Origin of the sequence: Nostoc sp. KVJ3 (genome assembly GCF_026127265.1) — a bacterium.
Taxonomy (GTDB): domain Bacteria; phylum Cyanobacteriota; class Cyanobacteriia; order Cyanobacteriales; family Nostocaceae; genus Nostoc.
Genome location: NZ_WWFG01000001.1, coordinates 3,556,771 through 3,569,089, shown reverse-complemented (window position 1 = coordinate 3,569,089; position 12,319 = coordinate 3,556,771). Strand labels below are relative to the sequence as shown.

The following is a 12,319-nucleotide window of genomic DNA, read 5'->3' as shown; positions in this document are numbered from 1 at the left end:
GCATTGCGGTGAGTCCAGCGCCGGAGGCGGGTTCGTCCCGTTGCAATACGGTTCGGTTAAGGTTATTTGATGAGAATATATAGATCCCAAAGACGCGATAAATCGCCGTCTTTACAATAATCAATCCTTCGTAGATACGGCGATTTATCGCGTCTCTTGCCTTAACCGAACAGTATTGCATCCCGTTGTAGCAACTGGCGCAGTGCTGAAAAAACAATAGATTTTATGAGTCACCTTGAAAGGGCTAAACCTCAAATTACCCTACGTAAAATGAGCAATAATTTACGTGATTTTACTTATTGCTTTTTGGCAATCTTTGTGGGATTCTCCTTTACATAACAACAAGCTCGTTAAATCGATAGAGTTACCGTATTTTAAGAAGAGCCAAAAAGATGAAAATGTCTATAAGGCTAATATTCAAGCAAGCACAGTTAAATTGTAAGGTTACAGACCCCCGTAGGCATCGCTATTGGGAATTAATCTGATGTCTCAGAGTAATTCTGTAGAACCTGCTTCAGTGTACAGCCGCATTCTCGTACCTCAGAGGTATCATAGGCAACCTGTAATTTCTCGACTGGTGTCTCGTTATGGTTTAACGGTCAATATCAAAGCAGCATCCCTAACATCCGATAGTGACAGCGATGGCTGGTTTGATTTGGAACTTTCGGGAAATCCCCAAAAACTGACAAATAGTCTATCTTACTTGCAGGGATTGGGAGTGAATTTGCTGGAATTAGCGATCGCTAACCACATTCAACCCAACCAGCACTCTTTACCTTTCCCAAATCCAGCTAGCAAACAGAGTCCCAAAGACTCTGCATGGCTAACAAATCAATGGCAAGAACAATTCCAGCAATGGATTTCTTTGGGTCAAACCAATCGATTGCGCCTACAAGTGTGCGTTTTAAAATCTTATTACAAAGAGCCAGTGATTTCTGAGTTAGTTTCTCGTTATGGACTCACAGTAAATATTACCAGTGCTACACTTAAACCCGATACGGAAGATGACGGCTGGTTTGACTTAGATTTGTGGGGGAGAACCAAGCAACTTTACTCTAGCCTAAGTTATTTAGAAAAACTGGGGCTACCGATTTGGCTAGATTTATCTAGCGTTTATGGCGATCGCTAACCCAATTCCCAAGGCTTAGAGGTTGTTTGAAAAATGATATTAGGTATGATTTTTACCACCCTTAATCCCCCCGATGTATTGGCTACGGTGTACACACATCTCTGTAAAAACCCAAAATCGTTGGAGATCCCCTAAATCCCCCGATAAATTGGGGGACTTTAAGAGACTTTTGCCCCCCAATTTATCGGGGGGTTGGGGGATCAAAAGCCTATGAGGCCACTCTCAAAGACTTGTGTGTACACCGTAGGATATATTGGCGGGAAACAAGAAAATCAAGTCCCCTCCCCAATACATACGGGGAGGGTTAGGGTGGGGTAAAAGAATATTTGATATATCCATCACGACTTTTCAAACATCCTCTTATATCCCCGACTTTTTTAAGAAGTCGAGGATTTAGTTGTTCTGTCCGCCAATAATGATTTAATTAATTATTTTTTAAGCTACCAAATTTATATGTGGCGTAATTATTAATTATGCCCATAGTCATAGCTATTTTTACTGAAATAATCTAAATTTCGTAGTACCAAATTTCTTCTTCCTTCAGCACAATTCTATGTAGAGAGAGACGATTAATCAAGCCTTCTTGCTCAAACTGCCCAAGAACGCGAGTGATAGTTACACGGGTTGAACCGAGCATTTCCGCCAAGTCTTCGTGAGTCAGACGCATATCTATTAAACGTCCCTTTTCAACTTCCGAACCAAACTTTTTAGATAACCATGCTAGCAGCTTGATCAGCATGGTATCAACTTTTTTATGGCTACGAATAACCATCAATTCTTGAGCCTGTTGGATATGGGCAAGTAAAGTTTCTGTTAGTTGAGTCCATTCCTCTAAAGGTAAGATTGTCGCCTCCACTTTAGTTAGGCATTCCATCTGATAAGGTTCTAATTTTGACAAATACTTACCAACGATATCTCCAGGGCCCCACAATCCAAGGGCGACGGTTGTACCATCCTCCAAATAGGTAAAAGTCCTAACAAAACCCGTTTCAATCTTCCAGAGACCATTTTGATGCTCTGGCAAAAATGACCGACGAGCAAAAACTTCTTTAGTATTATTACTGCTTACGCTTGATATATCAGTATATAAAGCTACCATATCTTATAAAACTCTTATCCGATAAATTAACCGTAGTATTATATTTATATCAGGTTCTAAGAGCATCTGAGCATTTTAAAGAGGGAGTGGCGAGTAGGGGGAGACAAGGGAGACAAGGGGAATAATAAATCCCCAATGCCCAAAATTAAATTCCTGCACCATCAAGAAAATCTTCAATCATCCCATCAGAATTATTGTTCTTAGCGTTGTTAGTTTGTTCGTTACCAAGCTCAGTTGGGGAAAAACTTGATTTCTCTTGCAACTGCTCGAACTCTTTTTCTAGAGCCTTAACGCGTTCAAATAAAGCGCGGATGACTTCAGCTTCTACGTCGCGGACTTTATCATGATCCAGAATATTGGTAGACAAGTTATTCTGACGAGTCACACGCCCTGGAATTCCAACTACGGTTGTATTACTGGGTACATCCCGCAGCACCACAGAACCGGCTCCAATACGGACGCGATCGCCAATTTGAATATTTCCCAATACCTTTGCACCCGCTCCCACAACTACATGAGAGCCTAAAGTTGGATGACGTTTACCGCTTTCTTTCCCAGTCCCGCCAAGGGTAACACCTTGATAAATTAGGGCATGATCGCCCACGATCGCAGTTTCACCAATCACAACTCCCATACCGTGATCGATAAACACACCCTGGCCAATTAATGCCCCAGGATGGATTTCAATTCCGGTTAAAAACCTACTAATATGAGAGATGAATCGAGGTATAAAGGGAATTCCAATTTTATACAGCCAGTGCGCCAATCGATGAAACACTAAGGCTTGGAGTCCAGGATAACAGAACAATACTTCTAGCCAGTTACGGGCTGCTGGGTCACGCTCAAAAATGGTTCGCAAATCAGTTAGTAGCATACTCTGTTGGGATTTTCGTTGGTAAGTGAGGCTCTGAAAACAGAAACTCAGGATAATTCCCACAAAAAGATTGAGTTATTTATGGAAATTTTGTCAGATAACAATCTACGGTAAATCGATAGGATATAGTGATTTTGTGGGTAATAAATGGGATGCTATCACATTCCACGCTTTGAAAAAATTAATTTCGCATAAACCGCGATAAGTCCCCCAATTCACCGTAGTATATTGAGTACAGCCTTGAATAGCCAAAACTACGCTCTCTTGGATCTGTCTTCCAAAGTGGAATACGCGCTGCTGGCACTCTTAGAACTGGCAAGCCACCACGGAAAAAAACTTCCTTTAACCATGAGCGAGATCACTACCAAACAACCCATACCTGAACGCTATCTGGAACAAATTTTGACCAACCTCCGGCGTGCGGGTGTGGTGCAGAGTCAACGCGGCTCTAAGGGAGGTTTTGTTTTAGCTCGTGAACCTTGGCAGATTACACTGTTGGAAATTGTCACTTTAGTTGAAGGTGAGCGGAAAGAGAAAGATACTTCTGACTCTCCGACTCTAGAAAAGACTCTGGTTTATGAGGTTTGGGAGCAAGCTAACGCTGCTTCAATTGAAGTTTTGGGTCGTTATACACTCCAAGACATGTGCGAGGAAAGAGAAACTCGCGCACAGCAAAGTCCGATGTATTATATTTAGACACGACGGAGTAGTAACATGCGGATAGCGAAAGATATCACAGAGTTAATCGGACGGACTCCTTTAGTTCAATTAAACAAAATTCCCCAAGCTTCAGGAGCGGTTGCTCGGATTGTGGTGAAGCTAGAAAGCATGAATCCAGCATCTTCTGTGAAAGACCGGATTGGCGCGAGTATGGTGGAAGCGGCAGAAGAAGCTGGCTTGATTCACCCCGGAAAAACCGTTTTAGTAGAGCCGACTTCTGGAAATACAGGAATTGCCCTAGCGATGGTGGCGGCCGCTAAGGGGTACCATCTTATTCTAACAATGCCTGACACAATGAGCCAGGAAAGACGATCCATGCTCAAAGCTTATGGCGCTCAATTAGAGTTAACGCCAGGGGTAGAAGGGATGCGAGGAGCGATCGCTCATGCAGAGCAGATTGTAGCTCAAACGCCCAATGCTTATATGTTGCAGCAATTCCGCAACCCCGCCAACCCGAAAATTCACGCCGAAACCACCGCAGAAGAAATCTGGAATGATACCGATGGAGAGGTGGATATTCTGGTGGCGGGAGTGGGTACTGGTGGGACAATTACGGGAGTTGCAGAAGTTATTAAAGGACGGAAGCCAAGTTTTCAAGCGATCGCAGTTGAACCCAGCAACAGCCCAGTATTAACAGGTGGTAAATCAGGGCCTCACAAAATTCAGGGTATTGGCGCGGGATTTATCCCAGCGATTTACCGTTCAGAACTGGTGGATGAAGTGATTCAGGTAGCAGACGAGCAAGCGATCGCTTACAGCCGTCGTCTAGCCAAAGAAGAAGGATTGCTATCGGGGATTTCTACTGGCGCTGCTTTATATGCAGCTATTCAAGTAGCACAACGACCAGAAAATGCCGGACGGCTAATCGTCATGATCCAGCCTAGCTTCGGCGAACGCTACCTCAGCACCTCACTATTCAAAGATCCAGAAGAGAATGAGTGGTTGAGTAAAGTTTGATTCCGCATACCAATTTCAGATTTTAGGGACTTACAAAAAATAAATTATCTCGTTGTAGAGACGTTGCAATGCAACGTCTCTACATTCTTTTTCGGAGATGTCTACTAGAATTTTCGCCAATTTCATCAGTACTTTGATGATTTTTCACCAAAATCATCAAACAGAAACAACTAGCAGCTAGCTTTATTAAGCTCAAAGCTTGACTTTCTAATATAATGAAAGCGCCTAATCCTATAAGAATAAAAGGTACAAAATTATTAACATAACGAGTCAAGATATCAGCAATTACTCTGTACTTAGTTAATTTGTATGCAGCGTAGCACCAAATTCCTAATAATATAAAAAATAATCCGATAATTACTACAAAATTCTCTAAGTTGCTGCTAGCAAATAAAGGTACATAAACACTAATATTATCGCTACCATTGGCAATGGTAACGGCTGCCACGCTATAAACTTGCGAAGAAAAAAAACTCGTAATTATTGATGCTTCAGTTTCTTCTGTTTCAGCGACAACTTCTTTTGATGAATCTTCTTCCTGATTCACCAAACTACTAATACCTATAGATATAGGTAATAACCCAAGTAATCCAATCCAGTTTTTGGATAAAACTAACCCACCAAATAAACCAGGAAGACTAAGGATTAATAGAACCGTAAAACCTAGAAACTGACCGATAACTATATGCCTGGTACGAAGGCTAGCATTTATTTGAGAAAAAAACAATAATAAAATTACAATATCATCAATATTAGTGGCAATGAATGCAATTGCCCCTGTAGTAATTGCAGTAATTAACTCGTTCATATTTTATGATAAATATAAACAATTTTAAGATTTAATTGTGCTATTAGTCTAAAATAATTAACTTTACAAGACGCTGTGTAGAGCTTTTTGTCTAGTATAGTGACGAAGACTCGCTAATATAATTGTGATTTAAATACCGAATTAATTCAAGACCACCCAATTGAAAATTATGCACGAGTGTTTCGCTTATAATTCAATACGGTTCAGTTAAGGCTAAAACTCTTTATTAAAGTCAGTTTTTTTAACGAACCACAGAGACGAGGCAGTGCGTTGGGCGGCTTTGCCCGACTTGAAGCAACTGCCGTGCAGAGTACACAGAGAGAAGAAAAAAACGCTTAATCCAAGTGTATTGGCCTATAATTACGAATTACGAATTAGTTAATTTGGTATGGTGGTAAATCGTAGGTTCTAAAAATCCAGCATGAGTAAGTTAGGGACAGTCTTCAGTGAAGGGATAATTGCCTTCATAGCCACTAACATAGATGACATCATTATCTTGTTAATATTTTTTTCCCAGGTAAATGGTACTTTTCGACGGCGGCATATCATACTTGGTCAATATCTGGGTTTTGTAGCCATTATCATCGCTAGCTTACCAGGATTTTTTGGTGGATTGGTCATACAGCGAGAATGGATAGGATTGCTAGGACTACTACCAATTGGTATTGGTATTCACCACTTAGTATATAGAGAAGAAGATACCATAACAGTTCAGACAGTCAGCAGTGATTTTAACCAGCCCACATCTACTAACCCGGTATTGTCTTTTATTTTGAGTGTTTTGCACCGCCAAACCTATAAAGTGGCAGCAGTAACGATCGCTAATGGTGGTGACAATATTAGTATATATATCCCTTTGTTTGCTGGTCATGACCTTGCTGGCTTGGGGGTAATTTTAGGTATATTTTTTGTGATGGTAGGGGTTTGGTGTGCGATCGCTTATTCTTTCAGTCGTCAACCTACCATTGCTGATATTTTAAGTCGCTATGGTCAAGCTGCTGTACCTTTTGTGTTAATTGGCTTAGGTATATTGATTATGTATGAACGAGGTACATTCACTCTACTACCTTGGCTGAGAAGTTAATCAATGCTGGATTTTTAATACTAGATTTGGGATTGAACCAGAAAATCTCAATCTGAAGTCTAAAATTTGGTCTAGAAATCGTCTTTTTGGAGAGGCAGGGAGTGGCAAAAAATTTTTACAACCAAACTGTCAAAAAGCTTCCACTACAAAGTAAAACTTTGTGTCAAACCTGATGGACTAATTTCCAACTCACCATCATCAAAATTGCGTAAATAATAAACCGTAGTGGTCTCTGGGGAGCGACTTGGCAGATTTTAGCCCCTAGCAAAACTCCCGGCACAGAACCTAGCCAGATAGGTATTACCAAACTCCAATCAACTGTTCCCAGGCTGAGATGACCAAGGGCTGTAAAGAACAGTAAAATTGCTGCGTGGGAAATATCAGTACCCACTAACTTGCGTGCATCAAGGCGAAAAAACCCAATCAGTACTAGAGCAAACATTGAACCTGATGAGACGCTAGTTAGACCGACGAAACAGCCTAAAATTGCTCCTAAACTGATTGTTAGGAAGCGGCCAAAGTTAGTTTCTAAGTCTAATTTTGGCAGTTCGGGTAAATTAAATGTGGGGAAAAAAGTCAATAACAACAATTGTACTAGTGCTAACACTGTGACTAACAAAATCATCACGCCAAGTAGACGCAGCAAAATGTTATCCAGGTTATACTCGCCTGTACTTTTAAGAAAGTGCAAAATCCCCACCCCAAACAGTGAGCCGGGAACACTCCCTAATGCTAGCCATTTGACAACTTCTGTGTCCAAGGTTTGCTGTTCCCAATGCTTGACGCTACCAACAATCTTCATTAATGTGGCAGCTACAACATCAGAACTCACAGCGATGGAAGGCGGAACCTGAAAAACAAAAATCAACATTGGAGTAATGAGAGAGGCTCCGCCAATTCCCGTCAAACCAACTATGATGCCAACAAAGAAGCTTAAGAACGGTAGTAATAAATAGTGCATACTCTTTGGGGGTTTCAGAAAGTCAGCTAGAGCTTCACTGGTAGAGAACAAACAACTCAGCCGAATTACAGCCCAGTGGTAGACAGAGCTAGTCATGGCAAGTTGTTGTGTTTCTCAAAAGATGAGTGACACAAGGATTATCAAGCTAGAAGTTAGGGCAGAGGATTCCTGGATAACTTAAAACCAGTCTGCAAGTTTTTGGAAGCATGGCAACTGGCATTTAGCTGAAACAGACTTTGATAACTGCTTATGGGTCAGTTGCTTTGCTAAACTCAACTTCTAACTGGTTTTTCTGCATTTTTACATATAAAAGCCGGTAAGTGCATCGCCTTACCGTATTTTACTTGTAAACACGAGCAAACGTCCAGCGTATTCGTTTTGTATATCGCTATATTCTCTGGATGATACACCTCAAGTCTAATCACTTATGGAAAATTTTGTTTTTTACAAACCAGTCAAAATCCTGTTGCCAAAGGTCAAATTGCCAAGATTGCCACGGAAATTTTTACTGATACCAAAATTCTCATTAAGTAACCATGCAGAATTAATTACAGTCATTGCGAGCGAAGCGAACGCGAACAGCGTCTCCAAGAGTTGCAATCCCAGCCCCCGCGTTCGCGAAGCGCCGAAAGACTTATGCTTCATTTCGCTATCTCTACGAGACGCTACCGCGTAGCAAGATCTCCTACGGGGTACGCTCCATTCGCAATGACAAATGTATATTTAATTTTGTATTACTACTTATCTACGGAGAGAGTAGCATCAAAACTAACGGCGTTTATGACCAGGTGAACTCTGCGTTGTCTGGACAATGAAAAATCATTTAAACAATACTTGACTCACAAGCATCTGTCATGATAGAAACAACCTGTTCGGTCGGTAATATTTAATTTACAGCAATTTTGAATTCAATAAACTACATCACTCGCTACTCTAACAAATCGCTGTAATGTCCAAAGGCGAAGAAACAAAAAGCAGAATTCTCCACCAAGCAGCCGAACTGTTTAACCAAAAGGGTTATGCAGGAGCGTCTATGTCAGATATTATGCGTGTGACTGGATTACAAAAAGGAGGAATTTACAATCATTTCCAAAGTAAAGACGATCTCGCACTACAAGCTTTTGATTTTGCGATCGCTCACATCAAACAGCATACTAGATTTGCACTGCGAAGCAAACGCCACGCAGTAGAACGCCTACAAGCAATCATTGGGATATTTAGTAGCTTTGCAGAAAATCCACCTATCAAAGGAGGATGTCCACTGCTAAATACTGCTGTGGAGAGTGATGATGCTCATCCGGCGTTACGGGAACGCGCTCAACAGGCGATGAACTCTTGGCTACATCTAATTCATCGAATTATTGAAACAGGAATTGCAAAGGGTGAAATTCACCCTGAAGTAAGTGCTGATGAAATTGCTAGTATTATAATTGCAACGCTGGAAGGAGCCATAATGATGAGTAAGCTTTATGGAGATTCAATTCACATGCACAGAGTAATTAATCACCTGAATCAATATTTGGAAACTCACCTTTAAATTCATGGTACAAATCAAGGTATATGCTTTAGCAGACAAATTAAATCCTATTAAAATGGAGCTATCAAATATTATCCATACCTCCCTCACAAATGTCTTACAGCTTACTCCTGAAAAAAGATTTCACCGTTTTTTTCCACTAGATAAATCAGATTTTTACTATCCATCTGATAGAACAGACAATTATTTGGTTATCGAAATTAGTATGTTTGAAGGACGTTCGGTTGAAACAAAAAAAGATTTGCTTCGCTTGCTGATTAAGAATATTAATGAAAAATTTAACATTCCTATGTACGATATTGAAATCACAATTTTTGAAACGCCTAAATCTAACTGGGGTATTAGAGGTTTACCTGGCGACGAGTTAACCTTAAACTACAAATTAGAAGTTTGAAATTGTTGTGGGTAATGGGTTATTAGGCAATTAATAATTACCCCTGCTTGAAAAGACTAAAATTTTTTAGATTTTTACAGACCGATCGGTTTTAAAATACCAACCAAGATAAATAATGCTAGTAAATAACAGTTTGCATAGACCATTAGAAGTAGTATTAGAAATTCCTGTAAGAACATACGACATTGATTTTATGGGAATCGTGAGTAATATTGTGTATATTAGATGGCTAGAGGATTTACGCTTAAAGTTTTTAGATGAACATTGGCACCTAAATCAACAAATTGAGCAAGGATATGCACCTGTTATAGCTGGAACTGAAATTGAATATAAACGTCCGATAAAAATTATTGATCGAGTCATTGGACATTTATGGCTGAGTAATTTAGGACGATTGAAGTGGACTGTGCAAGCTGAAATTCTATCTAACAATGAGTTGGCAGCAGTAGCTAGCCAAAAAGGTGCTTTTGTCAGTTTACAAAATAGTCGTCCTATTCCCATTCCAGAGGAATTAAAGAATAAATATTTAGAAAATCAAAAAGTATTAGGGTGAATAGAATTCGCTACTCAATACGTTTTGGTTAAGGTTATTTGATGAAAATATATAGATTTCAAATCCGCGATAAATCGCCGTCAAGACGAAAGACTGATTATTGTAAAGACGGCGATTTATCGCATCTCCTACCTTAACCGAACAGTATTAATTCGCTACTACATAGGAGTCCGCTTCCTTGGGTTAAAATCAATATTTTTAACCTACTGAGGGTTTTATCTATGTAGCCGCGACTTCTATTTACCAGGGATTTTAAAACTTATCACCAGTCAATATGCTTTCGATATCTGCTAGCTGTACAACTCCTAAAAAAGTAGGACTATTAATTACAAAGAAGGGTGTGCCAGAAACAGCCAATTTTTCTGCCAATTGGATATCTTTTATAATTGCGGGAGTAGCAAGAGTGAGATCGCGTTTAAATTTACCCAAATCTAGCTTCAATTTTTTAGCAATATCTAAATATAAAGTCTGACCTAGTTGCTTTTGATTAGTAAATAGCGCATCATGATATTCCCAAAATTTGCCCTGTTGATATGCTGCCCAAGCTGCTGTTGCTGCTGGCATTGCTTCAGCATGAATTGAAACTAGCGGGAAATTCTTGTAAACTAATCTTAGTTTATTTGGATACTTTGCTAGCAATTGTTTCAATGTTTTATGCGCCTCAGCACAATAGGGACATTGGAAATCTGAAAATTCTATTAGTACAGTTTTTGATTGAGTTGACCCGATGGTGGGAGACTCACCAATTACTGTTTGAGGATTCGTTTTTAAATCCTGCAAAAATGCTTGCTGTGCTTGTTTGACTTTCTGTTGTTGTAGCTGCTGATATGCTTGAACAGATTCAATAATTGCCTCTGGATGTTCGCGGATAATTTGTAATACTTGCTGTTCTAGTTGTGGATCGAGGGGACTAGCAGCTTGGGCAGGAAATGACCAGGTGACTATTAAAAATAGTAGACTTATGGCTATCCAAGTACGCATATACCGAATTAATGGACTAAACCAATTAAACAATGTACCCATACAAAAACTCATAAATGTTTGTTGTCTAACTCATTTATTAAAAAGATCCAGTAATCATCCCAGCCAGTAAAATAAAACCAATCCAAACGTTTTGCCGGAACATCTCACCATAAGCAGAATTAGGTAAGTCTAGCTGTCTTAATCGCAGAGATTGCCAAACCCATCCAATAGTAGCAATTGCAAGACTAATCCAGAAAGCTAAGTGCAGATGTATGAGTGTACCTAACCAAGCCAATAACAAGATTGTGCCCGCAAAGAAAATTCCAATAGCTACAGGGGCATAATTCCCAAAAAATAGGGCGCTAGAGTTAATTCCAATGCGGCGATCGTCTTCCTTGTCACTCATGGCATAAACTGTATCAAATCCGAGTGTCCACAGTACAGTTGCGCCCCAAAGTAGCCAAGTTGGTTGTGAGATAGTTTGTGTAACTGCACTCCAGCTAATCAATACGCCAAAACCCCAAGCGATGGAAAGTACGAGTTGCGGTACAGCAAACACCCGCTTTGCGCCTGGATAAAGGACAATTACGGGAACTGCTGCTACACATAACCAGAAACTCAGGGGATTAAGGTAAAATGCCAGAATAGCTGCACATATTAATGATACGATCGCAACGGCAATCCCAACTTTCACAGACAAAGCGCGAGAAGCGAGGGGGCGATCGCGTGTTCTTTCTACTTGTGGATCGATATCCCGATCCCACAAATCATTGACTACACACCCCGCTGCACTCGTGGCCAGAGTACCCAATATAATTACACCAACCAGTGGTAAAGGCGGTTTCCCAGAAGCTGCCAAAAATACAGCCCAAAGGGCCGGAATCATTAAAATTAACCGTCCTTCTGGTTTATGCCAGCGCAAAAGCCGGATAATTACAAGCCAAACTGGTTCCTGGGGGCGTTCTGGCATCCTTAACATATAAATCAACAAATAACTTTAGATAGATGAAGTCATACATCTTTACATCTATACAATAACGTTATTTGTTATTTGTAAAAACATCATCCAATATGGCAACTTTAAATATCTTTAAATAGTCACTAGGGTTAGAAGCATTAGGGTGAATATACTTAGCTCAGTTGCCTTTGGCAAAACTGAGTCTTGAGTGTTGGGTATTTTTGAATATACTCAATACGGGCTAAATGCCCCGCTACCGCTAACAGCACTCAGTTTGAGTAA

General features: G+C 40.2%; 13 protein-coding genes. 7 read left to right on the top strand and 6 right to left on the bottom strand.

What is annotated here, in order from left to right; translation table 11 throughout:
• The first annotated feature begins 484 nt into the window (after nucleotides 1-484).
• Nucleotides 485-1,129: an NIL domain-containing protein gene (locus tag GTQ43_RS14210; protein WP_265273241.1), complete on the top strand. Its 645-nt coding sequence runs from the start codon at nucleotides 485-487 to the stop codon at nucleotides 1,127-1,129.
• Nucleotides 1,130-1,637: 508 nt separating this feature from the next.
• On the opposite strand, the gene GTQ43_RS14205 is transcribed toward GTQ43_RS14210, so the two are convergent.
• Both GTQ43_RS14205 and cysE read right to left on the bottom strand, forming a co-directional pair.
• A complete protein-coding gene (locus tag GTQ43_RS14205; RefSeq protein WP_265273240.1) occupies nucleotides 1,638-2,228 on the bottom strand; it encodes a Crp/Fnr family transcriptional regulator in 591 nt (196 codons plus the stop codon).
• 145 nt (nucleotides 2,229-2,373) lie between these two features.
• The gene (gene cysE, locus GTQ43_RS14200) at nucleotides 2,374-3,102 is read right to left on the bottom strand and encodes a serine O-acetyltransferase (protein ID WP_265273239.1); all 729 of its coding nucleotides are present in this window, start codon (nucleotides 3,100-3,102) and stop codon (nucleotides 2,374-2,376) included.
• A gap of 213 nt (nucleotides 3,103-3,315) precedes the next feature.
• Here cysE and GTQ43_RS14195 point away from each other — a divergent pair, with 213 nt between their 5' ends.
• Together GTQ43_RS14195 and cysK are read left to right on the top strand one after the other, a co-directional pair.
• On the top strand, nucleotides 3,316-3,798 hold the full coding sequence (locus GTQ43_RS14195) for an RrF2 family transcriptional regulator (protein ID WP_265273770.1): 483 nt from the start codon (nucleotides 3,316-3,318) through the stop codon (nucleotides 3,796-3,798).
• 18 nt (nucleotides 3,799-3,816) lie between these two features.
• Nucleotides 3,817-4,779, top strand: coding sequence for a cysteine synthase A (gene cysK / locus GTQ43_RS14190; protein WP_265273238.1), 963 nt, complete (start codon nucleotides 3,817-3,819; stop codon nucleotides 4,777-4,779).
• A gap of 79 nt (nucleotides 4,780-4,858) precedes the next feature.
• Here the strand turns inward: cysK and GTQ43_RS14185 are convergent, their stop codons facing one another.
• On the bottom strand, nucleotides 4,859-5,587 hold the full coding sequence (locus GTQ43_RS14185; RefSeq protein WP_265273237.1) for a cadmium resistance transporter: 729 nt from the start codon (nucleotides 5,585-5,587) through the stop codon (nucleotides 4,859-4,861).
• 421 nt (nucleotides 5,588-6,008) lie between these two features.
• Between GTQ43_RS14185 and GTQ43_RS14180 the strand changes: the two genes are divergently transcribed.
• Nucleotides 6,009-6,671 carry a cadmium resistance transporter gene (locus GTQ43_RS14180; protein ID WP_265273236.1) on the top strand — a complete coding sequence of 221 codons (663 nt, stop codon included), beginning with the start codon at nucleotides 6,009-6,011 and terminating at the stop codon, nucleotides 6,669-6,671.
• A gap of 163 nt (nucleotides 6,672-6,834) precedes the next feature.
• On the opposite strand, the gene GTQ43_RS14175 is transcribed toward GTQ43_RS14180, so the two are convergent.
• A complete protein-coding gene (locus GTQ43_RS14175; protein ID WP_265273769.1) occupies nucleotides 6,835-7,632 on the bottom strand; it encodes a sulfite exporter TauE/SafE family protein in 798 nt (265 codons plus the stop codon).
• A gap of 949 nt (nucleotides 7,633-8,581) precedes the next feature.
• Between GTQ43_RS14175 and GTQ43_RS14170 the strand changes: the two genes are divergently transcribed.
• The 3 genes from GTQ43_RS14170 (at nucleotide 8,582) to GTQ43_RS14160 (ending at nucleotide 10,116) form a co-directional block, all read left to right on the top strand.
• On the top strand, nucleotides 8,582-9,169 hold the full coding sequence (locus GTQ43_RS14170) for a TetR/AcrR family transcriptional regulator (protein ID WP_265273234.1): 588 nt from the start codon (nucleotides 8,582-8,584) through the stop codon (nucleotides 9,167-9,169).
• Between the two features lie 4 nt (nucleotides 9,170-9,173).
• Nucleotides 9,174-9,563 carry a tautomerase family protein gene (locus GTQ43_RS14165; protein ID WP_265273233.1) on the top strand — a complete coding sequence of 130 codons (390 nt, stop codon included), beginning with the start codon at nucleotides 9,174-9,176 and terminating at the stop codon, nucleotides 9,561-9,563.
• A 115-nt stretch (nucleotides 9,564-9,678) separates the two neighbouring features.
• Complete coding sequence (locus GTQ43_RS14160) at nucleotides 9,679-10,116, top strand: acyl-CoA thioesterase (RefSeq protein WP_265273232.1); 438 nt, start codon at nucleotides 9,679-9,681, stop codon at nucleotides 10,114-10,116.
• Between the two features lie 252 nt (nucleotides 10,117-10,368).
• Here the strand turns inward: GTQ43_RS14160 and GTQ43_RS14155 are convergent, their stop codons facing one another.
• A complete protein-coding gene (locus tag GTQ43_RS14155; RefSeq protein WP_265273231.1) occupies nucleotides 10,369-11,139 on the bottom strand; it encodes a DsbA family protein in 771 nt (256 codons plus the stop codon).
• A 37-nt stretch (nucleotides 11,140-11,176) separates the two neighbouring features.
• Nucleotides 11,177-12,058 carry a 4-hydroxybenzoate solanesyltransferase gene (locus tag GTQ43_RS14150; RefSeq protein ID WP_265273230.1) on the bottom strand — a complete coding sequence of 294 codons (882 nt, stop codon included), beginning with the start codon at nucleotides 12,056-12,058 and terminating at the stop codon, nucleotides 11,177-11,179.
• Between the last annotated feature and the right edge of the window lie 261 nt (nucleotides 12,059-12,319).

Coding starts and splice junctions, on each gene's coding strand:
- cysE (WP_265273239.1), bottom strand. CDS start 3,102: ATGCTACTAACTGATTTGCGAACCATTTTTGAGCGTGACCCAGCAGCC.
- GTQ43_RS14150 (WP_265273230.1), bottom strand. CDS start 12,058: ATGTTAAGGATGCCAGAACGCCCCCAGGAACCAGTTTGGCTTGTAATT.
- cysK (WP_265273238.1), top strand. CDS start 3,817: ATGCGGATAGCGAAAGATATCACAGAGTTAATCGGACGGACTCCTTTA.
- GTQ43_RS14185 (WP_265273237.1), bottom strand. CDS start 5,587: ATGAACGAGTTAATTACTGCAATTACTACAGGGGCAATTGCATTCATT.
- GTQ43_RS14155 (WP_265273231.1), bottom strand. CDS start 11,139: ATGGGTACATTGTTTAATTGGTTTAGTCCATTAATTCGGTATATGCGT.
- GTQ43_RS14160 (WP_265273232.1), top strand. CDS start 9,679: ATGCTAGTAAATAACAGTTTGCATAGACCATTAGAAGTAGTATTAGAA.
- GTQ43_RS14170 (WP_265273234.1), top strand. CDS start 8,582: ATGTCCAAAGGCGAAGAAACAAAAAGCAGAATTCTCCACCAAGCAGCC.
- GTQ43_RS14205 (WP_265273240.1), bottom strand. CDS start 2,228: ATGGTAGCTTTATATACTGATATATCAAGCGTAAGCAGTAATAATACT.
- GTQ43_RS14175 (WP_265273769.1), bottom strand. CDS start 7,632: ATGCACTATTTATTACTACCGTTCTTAAGCTTCTTTGTTGGCATCATA.
- GTQ43_RS14165 (WP_265273233.1), top strand. CDS start 9,174: ATGGTACAAATCAAGGTATATGCTTTAGCAGACAAATTAAATCCTATT.
- GTQ43_RS14180 (WP_265273236.1), top strand. CDS start 6,009: ATGAGTAAGTTAGGGACAGTCTTCAGTGAAGGGATAATTGCCTTCATA.
- GTQ43_RS14210 (WP_265273241.1), top strand. CDS start 485: ATGTCTCAGAGTAATTCTGTAGAACCTGCTTCAGTGTACAGCCGCATT.